We start from the raw sequence: 19,245 nt of genomic DNA on the forward strand, positions 1-19,245 counted from the left end.
CATGAGCGGATCATTCGATTCCAATGAATTGGCAGTGCTTCAGCGGATTGTCGATCTCGCGGCCGCTGACCTGGGCGTCAATGATGAGAAGGCGAAATATCTGATCGCCGCGCGAGTTCTCGCTGTCGCCCAATTTGGCAACTGGGATTTCGAGCTATTCATGGCGCATGCGAAGGGGACATTTCGCGCATCGCGTGGTGGAGGTGCGTCCGGTTTATGAGCGGACGATTGGCTCTCTCGCTCAATCGCGATCGACGCTGAAGCACTCGAGAAGCGGATTCTTGCAGTCTGAAATGGCCTCGGCGATCAGGCGCGCAGCCATCGCGCTGAAGGTAATGCCGTTGCCGCCATAGCCGAAGGCGGCGAACACATGGGGATGGCCCGGCAATGCGCCGATGAGCGGCAGCCCGTCATCGGCCACGCCGAAAAAGCCGGACCAGGCGAATTCCGCTTCGGCATCGAAGCCCGGATAAGGCCGGGCGAATTTACGCATGATGGTTTGAGCCTTCGCGCCGATCTTCCGATCGCGTGTGTTGCGGACCGCCTCCGCGCGCGCATGATAGATTTGAATGGATTTTTCCGGACCGAGCTTGGTCGCGAGATCGCGCAAGGGAGTATCGAGCTCCCATTGCAGCAGAGACGTGCTGGCGGTTTGCGGCTGGTGACGGTCGATCACCACGATGTCCGACGTCATCCGCGACAGGCGCTCCGCCAGGAATGATCCGGCGATGTCGCCGAATCCGTGTACGGATGTTCTCGCTCAATCTGTTGGGTGTCCCGTCACGCCCGTTCCACGCATCCCACGCTGAACGGCCGCCCCTGAGATCGAGTCCGTATCCTGTTTCCATGCTTGCCTCGAAACAGCCGAACGAAGAACGCGTCGGGTTGGTTCCGCCGGCCGCTTTAGGAACTTTTGGTCAGCCGTGGTCGTTGCCGCACAGTGTCAATGAGGCTTGTCATGAACCAGATCATTTATCTCGTCGGGTTGGTTGTGGTCGTTTTGGCCGTCCTGTCCCTGCTTGGCTTGCGTTAACGGAGGTCAAGATGGCTGCTGTAGAGAAGGGGCCTGAGGTGGCCGTCGTTTCCACCACCATCAACAACGACGCGGCCGCCTATGTCGATTGGCCGGCCGTCGTCGCGGGCGCGGTGATCGCCGCAGCGATTTCCTTCATGCTGTTCACTTTCGGCACGGCCGTCGGCCTGTCGGTCACCTCGCCCTATCCTGCGCAAAGCGTCTCGGGACCGACTTTCGCCATTCTCGCGGCCGTATGGATCCTGTGGGTCACGGTGTCCAGCTTTTTGATCGGCGGCTATTTCACCGGCCTTCTGATGCGCCGGCGCGTTCTTGCCGAGCATGAGCGCGAGATGCGCGACGGCATGCACGGCGCCTTGGCTTGGGCGCTGGGCGTGCTGCTTGGCGCGCTGATTGCCGGCTGGACGGTCGGCGGAGCGGCCAGGACAGGCGTCGAAACCGCTGCCCAGGCCGTTGCAGCCTCGGCGGACAAGGCACCATCCGCCTATTTCGCCGATGTGATGTTGCGCTCCGACAATCCCTCCGCCGTGGCTCCCGCCGAAACCGAACAACGCCGCGCCGAAGTGAATCGCATCTTCCTGCGCAATCCCTCGGGCGATATCCCGGCTGCGGACCGCGCTTATCTCGGCCAGCTTGTGATGCGTCAGACCGGCCTGCCGGAAGCGGAAGCTTCAGCCAGGGCCGAGAAGGTCGTGACCGAATATCGCGACGCCGTGGCCTCGGCACAGCAGGCCGCCGAGAAGGCGCGCAAATTTGCGCTGCTTCTAGCCTTCGCCGTGGCGGCGACGCTGGTCATAAGCGCTGCCGCGGCCTGGTGGGCCGCCGTCCAGGGTGGCGAGCATCGCGACCAGTCCTTCGATTTCAGGCCCCACATCGGCTGGAGCCGCGGGCGTTTTCGCGACCGTCCGTCGAGCTGACACCGCTATCTCGCGCCCTGTGCCGGAAGCAGCCGGAACTCCAGTCGAGGAGCGGGGTTGATCCCTGGATCGCAAGGCCGAGACGTGCTCGGCCTCTATGGAGATATTCTCATGGCTGCCAAACCCAAACAAAGACCTGAAGCTCTCGCCCGGTTCGCTGAAACGGCGCGAGCTGATCGGCGCACCGACAAGCCGGGGCTCGTCGCCGATCAGGCGACGTCACCGATCCCCACAAGCTCAGAAGCCAAGGACGAGGCCGCCACCAAGGTCTTGCAGGAAGGCGCCACGGGCGCGGATCATGATGCGGAAGCTGCCGTCGACAAACTGCCCGATCGTATTCTCGAAAGCCGGCAGTCCGCTCCGCCTCAGGAAGAGAATGAGGAATCCGACTATTCCATGAGCGAGGACGCTGCCTATGATGCGACGAGCGATCCGCGAACCGGCCGGCCGCCTTCGCTGATCGAGGCGGAGGCGCTGAACAAGGAGCGGGAGTTGCGGCAGTTGCGCAATGCCCAGCTCACCGAGGGCGAAGACGATATGGAGTCGGATGAGATCGATATCGACGTCACGCTCGAGGAGGATGGTGAGATGGCCGATAGCGGCGTGATCAATGCGCAAGATCCGGGTCGGATGAGGTCTCCCGACGGTGATGACGCCGGCAGCGTAGAAGACGATTCCGACAAGGCTTGAAAGCACTCATATGGAAGAGCCCCGGATCCGCGAAGATCCGAGGCCTCCGGGATGAGGACACTCAGGGGGCAATTTAGAGTTCGCCCGTCCCTGGGGACAGCCTTTAAGGCCTGTCCTTGGACAATTGCATAAGTGAGCGAATGAGTCCTGTCATCCTGAAGCAGGTTCAGGTTTGGTTCGGCCGTCGATGCTCATAGGTTAATGTCCGGCCGACGCGGTTCTGCTAACCGACCGACTCATGGAGCGGGCCCGATTGCTTGAGCATCTTGCGGCGGCCAGACGGCATGCGGACGAAGGCCAGATCCGTATCCTCAAACAGAAGCAGCTCATAGCTACGCTTGGCGCTTCGGGCGAAGACACGGCCGCCGCCGAGGCGGGATTGCACATCCTCGAGGAAACCCAGCATAACCATTTGGACCTTATCGAGCGGTTGCAGGACGCGCTGGATAAAATACCGGTGACCCAGGGCGACGCCCAGTCCTGAGTGACGGAACACTGATCCCGGCCAAGCGTTTCTTGTAATGACCCGTAGAAATCGTGCCCATGCCGTCGAAAGGACAGCGCGCCACATTCGCTCTGCCCAAGAGCTGGTCGATCGCCAAAAGAATCTGATCGCCAAGTTCGAAAGAGAAGGGCTGGACGTCACGTCCGAAAGATACTTGCTGGATAGTCTTCAGAACGTGCTGACGCGAGACGAGGCGCGTATGGGACGATTAGTTTACGAGGACGGCCTCGAGCGCCATGACAAGAGGAAACGTTCTCGTCAATGAGGAGTCGAAGGGGCCGTGCGTCGGCATGTCATTCCTGCGGCGCGATATTCTGATTGAGCCGAAAGAGATTCGTGGGGTCGAAGCGAGTTTTGAGCTTCACCAGCCGCCGGTACTTCTCTGCCCCATAAGCCTGTTGGGCGATACCCGGGTCCGCCTGCTCGTTGACATAGTTTCGGCTGGATGAGCTTTCCGCCAGGCGCCGGGCGGTGGCCCGTCCCCATGCCAGGCACCTTGCATCATCGACCGGATCATCCCACACGGGCATGGCAATCCAGTAAAATGCAGCCGAACGACCCGAATAGGCGGTGTCATCCTCGCCGATGTCGCAAGCCGCGCCACCCAATTGCAGGACGTAGATTTCGGAGTCGGCTGTCGGCGCCTCGGCGCCCCCCGAGCACATGCTGCCAATCGCCGGCTCCGTGAGAACCTCGAGGAAGCCACCCTTTGCATAGTAGCGGCGGCCCCACGCGACGAGCTCGTCATTGCGCGATTGCAGTTGCAGGAAGGTCGTTCCTCCTATCGTGCCACAAGCGCCCGGAGCGAGCCTGCCGAAGGCGGCAATGGCAGCTTCGGCGCCAGCGAGATCGCCGGACCAGAATGCCGTGACCGTCAGCTTGTTGCGGGTGGCTGCAAAGCTGGAGGTCAAATGACGGGGCGCCGCACCGGCAAGGGCGCCATAGGCGTCAAGCGCTGCGCGCATATGCTGCATGGGATATTCCCAGCGGCCGACCAGGACATTCCCAAGGGCATGCATACGGAAAAAGAATTTTGTGACCACACCGAAATTTCCCCCGCCGCCGCGCAATCCCCAAAACAGGTCCGGCTCGTTTTCAGGACTCGCGGTCAGCATCGTGCCGTCGGCCAAGCAGATTTCGGCGGCAATCAAGCTGTCGATGGTGAGGCCAAAACGGCGGCTGAGCCAACCCATGCCACCGCCCAGTGTCAGTCCGGCGATTCCCGTATGGGACACGACGCCTGCCGGCGTGACAAGCCCATAGGGACTCGCTGCCTTGTCGAGGTCACCGAGCAGGGCGCCGCCGCCCACCTCCGCGGTTCTGTCAATCGGATTAATCCTGATATGATTCATCAGGGAGAGGTCGAGCACCATGCCTTCGTCGCAGGTCGAGAAGCCGGGAAGACTATGGCCGCCGCAGCGCACGGCGAGGGCCAGCCCCCGGTCCGCCGCCAAGCGAATGCATGCGCGCACGTCGTCACTGCTGCGGGCGCGCAGGATCAGAGCAGGCCTTCGGTCAAATAATCCATTCCAGACCTTTCGATACTGGTCATAGTCTTTGTCGCCGGGCCGGATCAGATGACCATCGAAGAAAGGCGCGTCCAGGAAATGCGCTGATTGTTGCGTCGACACGGCTCAGCCTCCACATCAGGCAATTGTCGCGCCCCCTGCATCCCGCACCAAGGATGGCTCAGTCCAATCTCCTGACCAAACGACGGAAAGTCAAGCTTGTCCATAAGCCCCGTCAGCTCGATGCGGCGAGGTCCTGTCCGATGGCGATCGTTCCCAGCACCCGTTCCGCCTGCTTGCGCGCGGCCTCGAGGTCGCCGCCGAGAAGGGGACCGAAGCTCAGCACCGTCAACGCGGCAATCAACATTTCCGCAAGCTTTTCGCGCGCGGCTGCATCCGTGATCGGCGAGGCGGCAAGGTTCGGCAAGGCGCATGAGCTCTGTCGCTTCCACGCCACCGGTGCCAGGCACGATCAAGGTCTTGAGCCGCTCCAACGCGGCTTTCGCTTCTTCCGGAACGCTTGCCATCTTGTCACCCCCGCCGCCAGATCCGAGCCGAGCAATTGCTACTTTAACACGGCACGCAAAGCGGCCTACCCACCTCAGGGCCGCACATAGAGCTCGGCTTCGACGCCGATGCGCAGGATAAGAAACTGCTCGCCGTGTTTCGAAACCCCCTTGAAGCAGGTCACATCCTGGAAGCACACATCGTCATCGACCTTGAGCGGCGTTACGCCGTAACGCGCAAACAAGGCTTCAGCGAAGCGGCGCACGAAAATAGTCTCATCGCAGAAATACTTCTCCTTGAGCGCCAGCCGCAACATTCGCCCCTGACGATCGAAATCGGCACGGCCGATGAACCGGCAATCCTTGTAGAGGCTGATGGCGGCGACGGCATCGTCGCCGACAAACAGCGACCGGTCCACTTCATAGCCGAGAGATTGCCCGATCCGCTGGACGTCTTCCGGCCGGCTCGCGAGGCCGATGCCGCGGAAGGTGCTGTATCCGCGCGACGGCGCCGATTGATCCGGTCGATCGTCATCAAAGGAACAGTGAGGCCCACCGGATGACTTTTCCGGCCGGGTCTCGTCCGAGGCACAGCGGGATCCACCGAATGCGTCACCGCATAAGGACGCCCAAAAGATCAAGACGGCAGAGACGACCACGCGCATCGGCGGCCACCATCGCGCCCCGCGGAGTCAGGCTACGCCGTTATGCTGCTGTCGGCAAATGAGCACCAAGTCGAACACGTTGTCGTTCAATCGGCGAGTTTTATTCACCTTGCGTAAGCGCTTGTTTCTCTGTCAATATTGTTCGGGGGACGGGGGAATGCGTGCCAAGAGCTTATATGTAGGTTCACTCAGCGCCCTTTTGGGCTCTACCGCCTTGGCTCTCCCGAGCTGGGCCGATTGCAGCAGCCAGGACGGCATCACCGTCACATGCACTGACGAAACAGGACCGCAAACCTTTCAGACCATCTACCAGAACATGGTGGTCACCGATCCGCCCTCCGAAACCAATGGTCCATTCTCGCTGCAATGGTTTGGAGCAAATGCGACCGGAAACGGACAGCCCGGCGACGATACGCCGGATCTCTCCATGTCGTACGACGGCAGCGGTTCCACGATGGACGAGATCGACGACCCGCTGAATACCGGCGTTCTTGTCGGCATCGAGGTCATCTCACAGGCCGGAGCCGGGTCCAACGGGGACCATGACACCAAGAGCTCAGGCGACGCTCAGTCCGATGATGGCGGCCTGGGCGGATCAGCCGGCGGGGCCAGCCTTATCTATTCGGGCGGAACGGTCGACGTTTTCGTCGACCAACCTCAGGATTCAGTCACTCTGCTCAGCGCGGCCTCCGTGGCCGGCAATGCGGGCCAAAGCAATGAAGCCCATTCCGAAACAGGAGGCACGGCGAGAGGTGGACTCGGCGGCGGGGGCGGGGCTGCCAATGCCGCCAGCATCGTGATCTCGTCAGGCTCTCTCACCCTGGAGTCGTTTGTGAGTGGTCCGCAGTATTTCATTGCAACGGCGACTTCCGCGGGTGGCAATGGTGGTAATGGCGGACAAGCGGTCGCTGGTTTCGGCGATTCGCATGGCGGCGACGCCGACATAGGCGGCGTCGGAGGGGACGCCAGTATCACTCTTGGAACAGCGACACTGGCGCTCACCGGAGCCGTTGGAGCCGCGGTCGTTGCGACCTCGACGGGCGGTGCCGGTGGTAACGGCGGCGATGCCCATAGCGAGGACGCCGGGGCTGCCTTCGGCGGCAATGGCGGCAACGGCGCAGTCTCGGGTAACGCTTCAGCTGCACTCGGATCGAGCACCATCACGGCAAATTTCGGCGTGTCGGCCGTCACCGTGCTCAGCCAGGGCGGGCAGGGCGGCGAAGGCGGTGAGGGACACGCGGACGCCGGCGACAGCGAAGGTGGCGATGGTGGCGACGGCGGCGCGGCCGGCGGCGCATCGGTGGTCCATGGGACAGCCGACATCACGGTGGATGTGGGCATGCACGGGATCCTCGTGCAGAGCCTCGGCGGGAATGGCGGCACGGGCGGTCTCGGCGAGATCGACGTTGCCGGCAAGACAGCGACCGGCGGCGATGGCGGAACGGGCGGCAATGGCGGCAATATCTCGGTCACGACGGGCAGCGGCGTGGCCACCATCTCCATGCAGTCGTCAACGAGCACCCAGCACGCCATACGGCTCGAGAGCATCGCCGGCACGGGCGGCGACGGCGGCAATGCGACTTCCCACCTGATCGGGAGCTCTGAGGGCGGCAATGGCGGCCAGGGGGGCACGGGGGGCGAGATCAATGCCGACATCGCCGCCCATATCTCGACCGCGGGTCCCACCAGCCAGGGCATCATCGCGCGCAGCTATGGTGGCGCCGGCGGCGATGGCGGCTCGGCGGATTCGCTGGCGGGTCACGGGAGCGGCGGGGCGGGCGCAGGCTCAGGGCCCGGTGGCGACGTCACCGTAAGTTTCGCGGGCGACATCACCACCGCTGGCAGCGAATCGAACGGCATCCTCGCCCAGAGCGTCGGCGGCTTCGCCGGCGACGGCGGCGGGGCCGCCGGTTTTACGGCATATGGCGCCGGCAGTGAGAGTGCGGGTGATGCGGGTCAGGTTAGCGTGTCTCTGGGCGCGGGCACGCAGATCACCACCTCGGGCGATTTTGCCTATGCGCTGCAGGCGCATTCGGTCGGCGGCGGCGGCGGGCGCGGCGGTAGCGGCGACGGCATTGTCGGTCTGGGCGGCAGCGGCTCGGCCGGCGGTTCAGGGGAGGCGGTGGGCGTCACGGTCGCGAGCGGCTCGCTCCTCCAGACTGCCGGCAACAATGCGGTCGGCGTCCATGCGGCGAGCATCGGTGGCGGCGGCGGCGATGGCGGCGCTGCGGGCGGGGTCGTCGCTCTGGGCGGCAGTTCCGGAACCGGTGGTGATGGCGGCGATGTCACGGTCACCCACAACGGGACGACCGGCACGCAAGGCGACGGAGCGCATGGCATCGTCGCGATGTCGGTCGGCGGCGGCGGCGGGTCCGCCCATTCGACGGTGGGATTGGCTTCCATCGGCGGTTCCGGAGGTGATGGCGGCGAGGGCGGGATGGTCGCAGTCAACAATGCGGGGATCGTGACCACCAAAGGGGACGACGCCGACGCTGTCTTCGCGCAGTCCGTCGGCGGTGGCGGCGGCAAGGGGTCGAGCGCCTACGCCTTTTCCGAAGGTCTTTCGTTCACCATCGGGGGCGGCGGCGGAACCGGCAATGATGCCGGCGACGTCACCTATACCGATACGGGTCAAATAGGCCGGACGATATCGACGGAAGGGGACCGTTCCCGCGGTGTCTTCCTGCAGAGCGTCGGCGGTGGCGGCGGCGATGGCGGCAACGCGATCTCGGTCAACGGCGTGGATCCAGCCACCATAGGCTTTTCGCTTGGCGGCGACGGCGGGTCGGCGGGCGATGGTGGTGTGGTGAAGTATCTGCAAGGTGTGGCCGCAATCAGCACCCAAGGCGATCATGCCTCAGCGATCCAGGCGCAATCGATCGGCGGCGGCGGCGGCAATGGCGGCAACGCGATCACGGCCGGCGCCGCAGCGGCGATCTCGTTCGGCGTCTCGATCGGCGGCGATGGGCAGAGTGGCGGCAAGGGCGGCGCCGTGACCGTCTCCGGCACCGGCGCGCTCAAGACGGCAGGGGTGGGCTCGGCGGGCATCCATGCGCAGTCGATCGGCGGCGGCGGCGGCAATGGCGGGACGTCCGTGTCCGGCAACGGTTTCGCCTTCGCGTCGATCGATCTGGCACTTGGCGGCGCGGGTGGCGATGGCGGCGCCGCGGACAAGGTCACCGTGGTATGGTCCGACACCATCGGGACGGGAGGCGACAATTCGGCCGGCATACTCGCGCAGTCGATCGGCGGTGGCGGCGGCTCGGCGGGAACCACCATCGCCGCGGCGGTGCAGTCGCAAGCCTCGGTCCAGGTCTCGGTCGGCGGCAGCGGCGGGTCCGGCGGCACGTCCGACGCCGTGAGCGTGACGCAGACCGGCGCCGTGACCACAGAGGGCGACATATCGGCCGGCGTTCTCGCGCAGTCGATCGGCGGCGGCGGCGGGCACTCCGGCACCACGCTGGCCGGCACCTGGTCTTCCTGGGCCAATCTTTCGACATCGGTGGGCGGCAGCGGTGGCAGTGGCGGGAATGCCGGCACGGCCACGGCCAATGTCGGGAGCATCACCACGAAGGGGGATTCATCGTCCGCCGTCTCGGCCATGAGCATCGGCGGCGGCGGCGGATCGGCGCATGTCACCGGCGCCTTCGATGGAACCTCCAATGCATCGATGAACGTCGCCGTGGGCGGAAGCGGCGGCGCCGGAGGTAACGGCAGCGGTGTCACGGTATCGCTTGACGGTGCGCTGAACACGACCGGCCACAATGCGGCGGCCATCAAGGCGATGAGCGTAGGCGGTGGCGGCGGCGACAGCGGCATGACGGTGACCGGCTCGCTCTCCGGTAGTATTCCGGTCGGCGTCAGCGTCGGCGGTGACGGCGGCAGCAGCGGCTCGGGCGGCGACGTATCCGTGTCCACCACCGCCGGCAGCACCATCCGCACCATGGGCGACCTGTCGGAAGGGCTCATTGCCGCCAGCATCGCGCGCTCGGGCGGCAGCGCCGGCCATGTCGTTTCGGCGGATGGCTTCTCGGGTGGTGACGCCAATGTCGATGTCGGCGGCCATGGCGGCGGGGGCGGTGACGCAGGAACGGTGAAGGTCGACAACCTCGCCTCGATCATCACGGAAGGTGACTTCTCAAGCGCGATCGAGGCCCGATCCATGGGTGGCGGCGGCGGCAGCGCCAAGAGCTCGATCAACGCCTCGGCATTGTCGATGGGCAATGCCGCTGTGACCGTCGGCGGCAAGGGCGGCGCCGGCGGAAATGGCGGCGACGTCACCGTCGGCAGCAGCGCGATACTGGGCACCGGCGGCGTCTTCGCTTACGGCATCCTCGCCCAATCCGCCGGTGGCGCCGGCGGCAATGGCGGCTTCGCGGTCGAGGCGAGCGCAACCGGTGGAGAGATATCCGGGCAACTGGGCGTCTCGGTCGGCGGATCGGGCGGCGACGGCGGCACGGCCGGCACGGTCGGCGTGACGGCTGCGGGATCGATCTCGACCGGCGACTATGGCGCCATCGGCATCCTCGCGCAGTCGATCGGCGGCGCCGGTGGCGCCGGCGGCAGTGTCTATTCCGGCAACCTGTCGGCCTCTTCGGAAGGCTCGGCCACGATAGACTTCAACATCGGGGGTGAGGGCGGCGGCGGCGCCCGCGGCGGAACGACCGACGTCACCAATGCCGCAAGCATAGCGACCGACGGCTTTTATGCCGATGGCATCCTCGCCCAGTCGATCGGCGGCAATGGCGGCAAGGGCGGGTCGGTCTATTCCATATTGACGACCTATCAGCCGGGCGGCGCTCTCAACTTCAACATGGATATCGGCGGCAGCGGCGGCACCGGCGCCCATGCCGACATCGTCAATGTCATCAATTCCGGATCCATCACCACGGCCAAGGGCGGATCCGACGGCATCGCGGCGATGAGCGTCGGCGGCGGCGGCGGCAAGGGAGGTGCCGCGGCCAACATCAATGCGAGCCCGATCCCGGGCGGCACCGGCGGCGAGTTCACCGGAAATGTCAATATCGGCATCGGCGGATCGGGCGGCGCCGGCGGCGATGGCGCCGCAGTCACGGTGAAGAACACCGGCAATATCCTCAGCATGGACGATCACTCGCGCGGCATCTATGCCGTCAGTGTGGGCGGTGGCGGCGGCGACGGCGGTGCTGCGTCGTCGGCTTCATACAGCTTCAACGGTGTCTGCTCGGCGCTGACGGGGGGTGCCGGCTATGGCTGCAAGCCCTCGCAGGATGCGCCGGAGGAAGAGACGACCACGGTCCAGCTGTCCTTGACGGTCGAGATCGGCGGAACTGGCGCGGCCGGCGGCGACGGCGCCGCCGTGAGCGTCACCAACGATGCCGCGATTGCGACGGCCGGACATCTCAGCCACGGGATCGTGGCCCACTCCATCGGCGGCGGTGGCGGCGACGGCGGCTATGGCGGGCTCGGGATCAAGGCGTGGACGGACAATGCGACGGCCGACTGGGCCGCGAAGCTGCCCGGCACATTCACCTTCATCCCGAATTTCACCAATATCAGCGCGGGCGTGGGCGGCAGCGGCGGCTCCGCCGGCAATGGCGGCGATGTCAGCGTCGATGGAAGTGGCAGTATTGCCACGCAAGGCGCCCATGCGTTTGGCGTGCACGCCCAATCGATCGGCGGCGGTGGCGGCAATGGCGGCGCCGGCTCCACCGGCCTGTGGTCGGAGGTGACCGTCGGTGGACGCGGGAGCGGCGGCGGCGCCGGCGGCAAGGTGACGGTCGATCTCACCGGCGGCATCGCAACCTCGGGCAAAGGCGGCGTCGGAATCTTCGCGCAATCCGTCGGCGGCGGTGGCGGCACAGCAGGCGATGTCGAGCTGGGCTGGACCGCAAAATGGGCCGATCTCAATATCGGCGCCGGGGTCGGCGTGCAGCAAAATCCCGGCGGCGGCGGCAATGGCGGCGACGTCACGGTCACTTCCGGAGCGATCACCACCACGGGCGAGCATGCGCATGGCATCATCGCCCAGTCGGTCGGCGGATCGGGCGGCATCGCCAGCATCTCAGGCGACCTCGCGGTTGCGGGTCTCGGAATGTATGCCGGCGGCAATGGCGATGCCGGAAACGGCGGCAACATCATCGTCACCAACAAGGGCGCGATCTCGGTCTTGGGCGCAGGCGCTCATGGCATCATCGCGCAAAGCACGGTGGGGCGTACCGGACAAGGCGACCTCGCCGGAGACGTCACGATCAATGTCGATGCCAATGTCAGGGCGTCCGGCGCCGGGGGGCGCGGAATCCTGGCGCAGAGCCAGGGCGACCCGAATGGCGCGATCACCATCAACGTGGCGGCCGGCACGACGGTCTCCACCGCCGACGACAGCGCCGAGACGATTGGCCTCTTCGACGGCACGGGCAACAGCATCGTCAATTTCGGCACGATCCGTCACGAGGGAAGCGAGGCGACGGACTACGTCATCCGCACCAACGGCTCAGGCCTCGCCGTCACCAATAATGGCGTGATCGAAGGCTCGGTGCTGACCGAGTTCCGCAATGGCGACACGGGCAATGCGATCGCCTTCACCAATGCGAGCGGCGCCACTTTCGGCATGGGCGCATCGGTGGATTTGGGGCTCCTGGGATTTCTCAGCAATACCGGAACGATGTCGGCGGGGACGGTCGGCACGATTGGCCAGACGATCTTCAATGGCACTCTGTCCCAGACCGCCGACGGCACTTTCGCCGTCGATTTCGTCTTCGGCGCCGCCCATGACCTGGTCACGGTCGCGAGCGGATCGCCATTGCCGAGCCTCGCCGGAAGCGTGCTGCCCAAGTCGCAAGGCATAGTACCTGCCGGCGGAACGAGCGGACGTTTCACGTTCTTCCAGTCGGATGTGGGCATTTCGTCAAACACGCTGACGGTGGCCAGCACGGCAACGGTGGATTACGGCCTTGTGCAACACAATCCTGCAACCGGCGGGCAGGCGATCGATCTCACCTATTCGATCGATTACACACCGTGGAGCGGGAATTCCTCGGGCAAGGTGCCGCCGTCCCTGATGAACCAGATCACCCAGAACCACACGAGGTTCGGTGAGCATATCGACGAGCTGGTCGCCTTCCGGCAGTCGGCGCCCGGCGACGGCAATGCATTCATCGACGATCTGGTGCACAGCATCCTCGGCATCGAGGCCGTCGAAGACCTGCTCGACGTCTATTCGAGCTTTGCGCCGCCGGAGCTTTTCGCCGCCGGCGAGACCACGCTTTATTCCGCGCTGCGCTTTGCCGACAGCCTGATGAGCTGCCCGGAGAACGGGGCAGGCGGCATGGTCTTCACGCGCGAGGGCTCATGTTCCTGGCTCCAGGCCATCGGCGCCAGCAACGATCGCGATGCCGACGGCTATACGCTGGGCTATGACGCGGATGTGGCCGGCGTCTATGGCGGGGCCCAGGCGCAGATCGGCGAGGGCTGGTTCGCCGGATTTGCGCTGGGCAGCGAGTGGACCGATCTCGAGGCGCATCGGCTCTCCGGCACCGGCGCAAGCTTCCACGCCGGCGTCTCGCTGAAATACGAATATGAGGCCACCACGCTGGCGGGCGCGCTGTCGGGCGGGTTCGGCAGCTTCGACATGCAGCGCGACATCCTGGCGCCGGAGGGCGTCATCCATGCCGAGGGTGATCCCGACATCACCTGGCTCTCCGCCCATGCCCGCATCGCGCATGTCTTCGCGGTGACGGACGACATTTATATCAAGCCCTGGTTCGATGCCGGCATCATCCATCTGAGGCAGGACGCCTATACCGAAAGCGATGCCGGTCCATACGGGCTCCATGTCGGCAAGATGGACAATACGTTCTATACGCTCAATCCGGCCGCCGATTTCGGAACCAAATTCGACATCGGGGGCATGTCGGCCGAGGTCTCGCTCACCGCCGGCATGCTCACCATACTGGGTGACACGGACTGGTCGGCCAGCCTGCAACTCAGCGGTGTGGATTCGGGTGGTCCGTCTTACAAGGTCGTCGATGACGGCGGCGGCAATTTCGCGCAACTCGGAGCGACGATAAAGATGCAGCTCAGCGAGGGCACATTGCTCGAGGCGGGCGGCGGCGCGCTCTTCAACAGCGACCAGCAGCAGTATACAGGAACGGCCAAGCTGATGATCAGCTTTTAGGGCATGATGGAGTTTGCGAGGCGCTTGGAAGCGGGATCCTCTCCATCATTCCCCTTCTCCCGCTTGCGGGAGAAGGTGCCCGATAGGGCGGATGAGGGTGTTGGTTAAGCTTGCTACAGCTTCCCAGGAATGAGCCAGGAACAAGGGTCATTGCACTTATTGGGCCCCACGAAGGACGCCGGATATGCGGAAAGAACACCCTCATCCGGCCTTCGGCCACCTTCTCCCGCAAGCGGGAGAAGGTGAACGATGGTGAGGCCTTACGAGGGTTTTGAGCGGGACGGTCCTTTACGATTGTCTCTAAAATCATCATGCTTGAGCATTACGGAAATTTGGGTTGAGGGGACAAATGCCAAAACCGCCGGCTAACATCACGATCGGCGTCGATGACGTTCCGCCGCCGATCCAGCTTGTGCTGCTGGCTCTGCAATATGCCTTCCTGCTGTGCGTCTATCTCGTCCTGGTCGTGATTGTCGTACGGGCGGCGGGGGTGGACCCGGAGACCGCGCGCAGCGTCGTCAGCATGGCGATGATCGCTTCCGCCATCGGTACGGCGCTGCAGGCGCTCCATCGCGGACCGATAGGTTCGGGCTATCTGGCGCCGCCGGTCTTTTCGGCGATCTATCTCGGGCCCTCGATCCTCGCGGCGAAAGCCGGAGGCCTGCCGGCGGTCGCCTGCATGACCGTTTGCGCCGGCCTTTTCGAGATCGTCATCGGGCTCTTCCTGCACAGGCTGCGGATCATCATGCAGCCGACGATCAGCGGCCTTACGATCTGCATCATCGCGCTGGAGCTCGGCATCGTCGGGCTGCAGCAGGCGCTCGACGTCAAGGGCCAGGGCAGCGCGCTCTTTCCGATGCATGTGGTCGTCTCTTCATTGACGCTCGCCATCTGTATCGGTTTCGCGGTCTGGGGCAGGGGCGTATGGCGCCTGATCTGCTCCCTCCTCGGTTTGATCGTCGGCGTGACGGCGGCTTTCGCGCTCGGCCTGTTCGACGCGACCGCTCTTCAGCGCATTGCCGACGCCCCGTGGGTCGCGCTTCCCAACCCCTCCTACATGTCCATCCGCTGGGATCTCAGCCTGATGCCGGCCTTCCTGGCCGCCGGCCTCGCCGCAGCGATAAGAACGGTCGGTGTTGTGACCACGTGCCAGCGCGCCAATGACGCGTCTTGGACGCATCCCAATTTCGGCAATATCCGAAAAGGAGTCTATGCAGACGGGATCGGCTGCGCGCTCGGCGGACTTGTCGGCGCGCCCGGCATGAACATAGGGCCGAGCCTCGTCGGCGTATCGATCGCGACGGGCGTCACGTCGCGCATGATCGCCTATGCCAGTGCCGTGGCTCTCGTGATCCTGGCCTTCATGCCCAAGGTGGCGGACGTCTTTCTGCAGCTGCCGCTGTCCGTCGCGGGCGCGCTGCTCATCTTCACCGCCTCGATCATGCTGGTGAGCGGCCTCGGGCTCATGATGTCGCGGGCTCTCGACATGCGGCTCACCTTCGTCGTCGGGCTCGGCATTCTCTTCCCGCTGGTCCAGATGGTGTCGACGAGCTATTTCAATGCCCTGCCGGGATGGCTCGGATTCATCACCAATAGCGGCCTGGCGCTGGGGCTGACCGCGGCGATCGGCTTGCTCCTCATCTTCCGCATCGCTTCCGGCCGGCAGCAGACGATCTTCTGGAAGCAGTCCGAGGACACGCTCAACGAGCTGGCATCGGTGCTCGAAAAGAACGCCAAGACCTGGGGGCTGTCGAAAGACGTGACCGCGCGGGCGCTCGCCAACACCCGCCAGGCCATACAGGTGCTGAAGGAAGGTCAGCTGATGCGGGAGCCGGTGGCGATCAAGGTGGCCGAACGCGACGAGTCGCTGGTCATCGAGCTGAGCTACAAGGGATTGCCCCTGTTCGTGCCGGATATTGCCGCGAAGCCCGAAGTCAACGAGGAAAGCGCCATGTCGGCCGGACTACAGGGCATTGCGATCGGTGTCTTTCCGGACCGGTCTTCGATTTCGGTCAGAGGTGCCGAGACGACGATCCGGCTGAGCTTCGATATGTAGCGGGGTTTGACCAAGAGTCTGGATGGCCGCCTCAAGGGCGGCCATGGACTTCGTAGCGAAACATCCGATAGAGGCCTGAAGGATCTTCGAAGATCTGCGTCGCGGTCGAAAAACCGGCTTCTCTGCCGAGGCTCAGCCAGGTGTCCGCGGTCTCGGGCCGGTCGCACGACTTGATGTGCTGCCAGATCTGGTCGAGCTCGGCCGGCGACAGGCTGGTCCACCAGACCGAAATGGCGCGCCAGGTGCGATCGAGAAACTGGTCGTGGTCCTCACCGTCCTCCAGAAACGGCTCGTAGATGAGGAAGACGCCGCGGCCGCCGGCGGCGTCGCGGATGCCGCGGAACATGCGAAGCTTGTCGTCCGTCGCCAGATGGTGCAGGGACAGCCCGCACCAGACCGCATCGGCATGCTCGCTTCTCCCGGCGATGGCCGCAACGAAGTCGCGGTGGTCCAGATCGACGTCATAAGGCTGATCGGCCAGATTGCGCGCGGCAAGCTCGAGGGCGGGCTTGGCCAGATCGATACCCTGATAGTGACGCACCCGGGTGCCGGCGAGCGCCGTCTTGGCCAGGCTGGCGTCGCCACAGGCGATATCCAGGAAAGCGAAGGGCTCCGCGAAGTGCTCGGCGAGCACGCTCTTCAGGATCCGGCCGACCGCGCGATGGCTCAGGTGATCGTTGTCGACAAGCTTCTGATAGATCGTCCATTGCGCCTGGAAGACGCGGATGGCCTCGGCATCGACGACAGCGTTCTGGGCGCCGAATTGATGAATGTGGACATTGACCATGTCTGGGGGCTCACCGATTGTGGGTCATGCTTATTAGCCGTCTTTCTTGCCTCTCGCCATCGGGCTGAGGTAAAGCGGGGACGGGGGCTTCGACAGGGGGAGGTGGCATGGGCACCGGCTTCAGTGGGGCGCCCGCTCCTATGGAGGGCGAGGGCGCCTATAATCGCAATTCCCGCGTTCAGCAGGCCGGCGCCTCTCCGGCCATCCCGCTGTGGGAGAAGACTGCCGCGCAAGTGGTTCTGCCGCCCGAGCCCGAAGCGATCGTCATCGCCGATTATGGTTCCTCCGAGGGGCACAGCTCGTTTGGACCGATGCGCGCGGCGATCAGCGCGATCAGGGAGCGCATCGGGCCTCACCGGCCGATCTCGGTCGTGCACAACGATCTTCCCGGCAGCGATTTCGCCGCTCTGTTCGAGGCGCTCGCCGGGGATGCCGACAGCTATCTCAGGCAGGACAAGGCGGTGTTCGCGTCGGCGGTCGGCCGCAGTTTCTACGATCAGGTCTTGCCGCCGTCGAGCGTCACGCTGGGCTGGTCGACCTGGGCGGTGCAGTGGCTCAGCCATGCGCCGGCCCCCATTCCCGACCAGGTCATGGTCGCCTTCAGCGAAGATCGCGCGGTGCGCAAGCTCTATCACCAGCAATCGGCCGAGGACTGGCGGACATTCCTGACCCATCGCGCGAAGGAGCTGCGTCCCGGCGGCCGGCTGGTCGTGCTGATGCCGGCGGTCGCCCCGGATGGCGATAACGGCTACCGCCCGATCCTCGTCACGATGTATGCAGCACTTCAGCAGCTCCAGCGCCAAGGCTTCATCAGCGACGCCGAGCTGCACGCCATGGCCATCCCCATCGTCGGGCGCAGCCTGGCGGAGCTCGAGCAACCGTTCAGCGGCGGCCGCTTTGCCGGCCTGTCGCTCGATCATGTCGGGGTGTTCTCAGGTCCCGACCCGATCTGGGACGATTTCGAACGCGACCGCGATGCCAAGGCCTACGGCGCCCGTTGGGCGGCATTCGCCCGCGCATCGGTCCTGCCGACGCTCGCCGGTGCGCTCGAGGGGGTAGCCGCCCGAAAGACCGAGTTCATCACGCGCGTCGAAAACGACATGGTGGCGAGGCTCGCCGCGGCCCCGGAGAAGTTTCCGATCCCCTTGGGGCTGGTGGCCATGAGCAAGGATGTTAGACCGAATAAGGATAAACAAGCGGGGCCTTCCCTCTCAGGGTGCTTTGCCTACTTGGGCTCCGGCAATGTGGACTCCGCTTATGCGCTTTCTTGGCTTGGCTAGAAGATAGAGATCAACTTGTCCGCGCTCGCACAGTGCGCGTACATGTTGCGGCTTAGCCGCGCATGAATGTTGAGCCCAAAAGTATAGGGAGCGCCGCGTTCGGTGATGTCTTTGTTCTTGTAGTCGAGTATCTCCTCGACACACCTCCCTGAGTGCGGCCCCATGGAGTATGGAAAAGCGCGTTTCTGAGTTTTTGAGCAGAGAGTCGTTCATTGGTAGCCTAAGAGATTCTCAGCAAATTCCAAACCTTTTCAGTATTGCCTTGCCGCCGGGGGTTTTAGGCCCGAGGCTTGCTCCTCTCGCTTGTCCTCGGTTGTAAGCAATTATCTTTGTACCTGAAGCCAATCCCCAGGCGCGGACGGCTCTGGTGGCGACTACGGTCTTTGAACCGTTTGCAGCGGCGGCCTCGAGATTGTTCTTCACGAACTCTCTCGCCATGTTAGCTGAAGGCAATTTTGCAACAAGGTTTCGCGCGTTAAAGTCTTGCGAATGATAGGGCAAAAGCTCAACATGAGCCAACCGGCGGGATAGGCTGCGTAAAGCATCGAGGTAAGAGATGCCTTTCCTTTGTGCGATCACTTGCAAGACGCCCCTAAGTTTCTTCTCCCAGTACTGGTAGCCGCTGTGCCAACAAATTGAAGGATCTAGCCACATGAAAGGAAAATCGCCCCCCTCCAAGGTCTGATGCAGGTTTGCTACAAGCCGCTCGCGAAACTCTGGCACGACCGTTTCGCCGTAATAGTCCGTCAAATTAAAACCGGGGTTAAGTGTCAGCAGGACAATGTCGGCTGTAGCTAGCCTTCCACTATAGGGTATGGGGTAGAGCCCTAGATGCAGCCTATTGTCTTTAAAATTACCAAACCGCGAACTCGCGACGAAACCCGCAAGATCTCTGGTTTGGTCATCAACATAGACCCCCCCTTTGCCATAGAGCATGGCCGCATCGTCTGGGTGCAAATGGGGGAAAGACTGCAATTCGCAGCGTTTCCAATAGTCGATCAACGTACCCGGCATTTCTAAGTCAAGCGGCATGAATGACGCAAAATCAATACCTGCGGTTCTCTTGAAATATGCGAACCCGCAGCCCATGAAACAGCGGAGGAATCCCTTCCCCATTCCGTTGCGGTGGACGGGGCCTTGCTC

Annotated in this window: 13 protein-coding genes; 7 read left to right on the plus strand and 6 right to left on the minus strand. The window is 64.0% G+C overall.

What is annotated here, in order from left to right:
• The first annotated feature begins 1 nt into the window (after position 1).
• The gene (locus DS839_RS36205; RefSeq protein WP_162918198.1) at positions 2–220 is read left to right on the plus strand and encodes a hypothetical protein; all 219 of its coding nucleotides are present in this window, start codon (positions 2–4) and stop codon (positions 218–220) included.
• Between the two features lie 21 nt (positions 221–241).
• On the opposite strand, the gene DS839_RS00635 is transcribed toward DS839_RS36205, so the two are convergent.
• Positions 242–694, minus strand: a complete 453-nt coding sequence (locus DS839_RS00635) for an NAD(P)/FAD-dependent oxidoreductase (RefSeq protein ID WP_119268348.1) — start codon at positions 692–694, stop codon at positions 242–244.
• A gap of 350 nt (positions 695–1,044) precedes the next feature.
• Between DS839_RS00635 and DS839_RS00640 the strand changes: the two genes are divergently transcribed.
• The 3 genes from DS839_RS00640 to DS839_RS00650 all read left to right on the plus strand — a co-directional run bounded on the left by DS839_RS00640 (position 1,045) and on the right by DS839_RS00650 (position 3,124).
• Positions 1,045–1,950, plus strand: a complete 906-nt coding sequence (locus DS839_RS00640) for a hypothetical protein (RefSeq protein WP_162918199.1) — start codon at positions 1,045–1,047, stop codon at positions 1,948–1,950.
• Between the two features lie 111 nt (positions 1,951–2,061).
• Positions 2,062–2,640, plus strand: a complete 579-nt coding sequence (locus DS839_RS00645) for a hypothetical protein (RefSeq protein ID WP_119268350.1) — start codon at positions 2,062–2,064, stop codon at positions 2,638–2,640.
• Between the two features lie 253 nt (positions 2,641–2,893).
• Positions 2,894–3,124 (plus strand): hypothetical protein, encoded by a 231-nt coding sequence (locus tag DS839_RS00650; protein WP_162918200.1) that lies wholly within the window; start codon positions 2,894–2,896, stop codon positions 3,122–3,124.
• Positions 3,125–3,438: 314 nt separating this feature from the next.
• On the opposite strand, the gene DS839_RS00660 is transcribed toward DS839_RS00650, so the two are convergent.
• The 3 genes from DS839_RS00660 to DS839_RS00670 all read right to left on the minus strand — a co-directional run bounded on the left by DS839_RS00660 (position 3,439) and on the right by DS839_RS00670 (position 5,824).
• Entirely contained in the window at positions 3,439–4,776 is a 1,338-nt protein-coding gene (locus tag DS839_RS00660) for an FAD-binding oxidoreductase (RefSeq protein WP_119268353.1), read from the minus strand.
• Between the two features lie 112 nt (positions 4,777–4,888).
• Positions 4,889–5,080 carry a hypothetical protein gene (locus DS839_RS00665; protein ID WP_119268354.1) on the minus strand — a complete coding sequence of 64 codons (192 nt, stop codon included), beginning with the start codon at positions 5,078–5,080 and terminating at the stop codon, positions 4,889–4,891.
• Positions 5,081–5,254: 174 nt separating this feature from the next.
• On the minus strand, positions 5,255–5,824 hold the full coding sequence (locus DS839_RS00670; RefSeq protein WP_119268355.1) for a hypothetical protein: 570 nt from the start codon (positions 5,822–5,824) through the stop codon (positions 5,255–5,257).
• 214 nt (positions 5,825–6,038) lie between these two features.
• On the opposite strand from DS839_RS00670, the gene DS839_RS00675 reads away from it, so the two are divergent.
• Entirely contained in the window at positions 6,039–13,979 is a 7,941-nt protein-coding gene (locus DS839_RS00675) for an autotransporter outer membrane beta-barrel domain-containing protein (RefSeq protein ID WP_119268356.1), read from the plus strand.
• A gap of 349 nt (positions 13,980–14,328) precedes the next feature.
• Entirely contained in the window at positions 14,329–16,035 is a 1,707-nt protein-coding gene (locus tag DS839_RS00680; RefSeq protein ID WP_119268357.1) for a uracil-xanthine permease family protein, read from the plus strand.
• Positions 16,036–16,066: 31 nt separating this feature from the next.
• Here DS839_RS00680 and DS839_RS00685 read toward each other — a convergent pair whose 3' ends face one another.
• Positions 16,067–16,822, minus strand: a complete 756-nt coding sequence (locus tag DS839_RS00685) for a class I SAM-dependent methyltransferase (protein ID WP_119268358.1) — start codon at positions 16,820–16,822, stop codon at positions 16,067–16,069.
• Between the two features lie 107 nt (positions 16,823–16,929).
• Between DS839_RS00685 and DS839_RS00690 the strand changes: the two genes are divergently transcribed.
• Positions 16,930–18,102 (plus strand): class I SAM-dependent methyltransferase, encoded by a 1,173-nt coding sequence (locus DS839_RS00690; protein WP_119268359.1) that lies wholly within the window; start codon positions 16,930–16,932, stop codon positions 18,100–18,102.
• Positions 18,103–18,333: 231 nt separating this feature from the next.
• On the opposite strand, the gene DS839_RS00695 is transcribed toward DS839_RS00690, so the two are convergent.
• On the minus strand, positions 18,334–19,191 hold the full coding sequence (locus tag DS839_RS00695) for a hypothetical protein (RefSeq protein WP_162918201.1): 858 nt from the start codon (positions 19,189–19,191) through the stop codon (positions 18,334–18,336).
• Positions 19,192–19,245: the final 54 nt, after the last annotated feature.

It is taken from the genome of Taklimakanibacter deserti, assembly GCA_003574785.1.

Bases quoted from the DNA above. Each gene is read 5' to 3' on its own strand.
- DS839_RS36205 (WP_162918198.1), top strand. From the start codon at position 2: ATGAGCGGATCATTCGATTCCAATGAATTGGCAGTGCTTCAGCGGATT.
- DS839_RS00635 (WP_119268348.1), bottom strand. From the start codon at position 694: ATGACGTCGGACATCGTGGTGATCGACCGTCACCAGCCGCAAACCGCC.
- DS839_RS00640 (WP_162918199.1), top strand. From the start codon at position 1,045: ATGGCTGCTGTAGAGAAGGGGCCTGAGGTGGCCGTCGTTTCCACCACC.
- DS839_RS00645 (WP_119268350.1), top strand. From the start codon at position 2,062: ATGGCTGCCAAACCCAAACAAAGACCTGAAGCTCTCGCCCGGTTCGCT.
- DS839_RS00670 (WP_119268355.1), bottom strand. From the start codon at position 5,824: ATGCGCGTGGTCGTCTCTGCCGTCTTGATCTTTTGGGCGTCCTTATGC.
- DS839_RS00680 (WP_119268357.1), top strand. From the start codon at position 14,329: ATGCCAAAACCGCCGGCTAACATCACGATCGGCGTCGATGACGTTCCG.
- DS839_RS00685 (WP_119268358.1), bottom strand. From the start codon at position 16,822: ATGGTCAATGTCCACATTCATCAATTCGGCGCCCAGAACGCTGTCGTC.
- DS839_RS00690 (WP_119268359.1), top strand. From the start codon at position 16,930: ATGGGCACCGGCTTCAGTGGGGCGCCCGCTCCTATGGAGGGCGAGGGC.
- DS839_RS00695 (WP_162918201.1), bottom strand. From the start codon at position 19,191: ATGGGCTGCGGGTTCGCATATTTCAAGAGAACCGCAGGTATTGATTTT.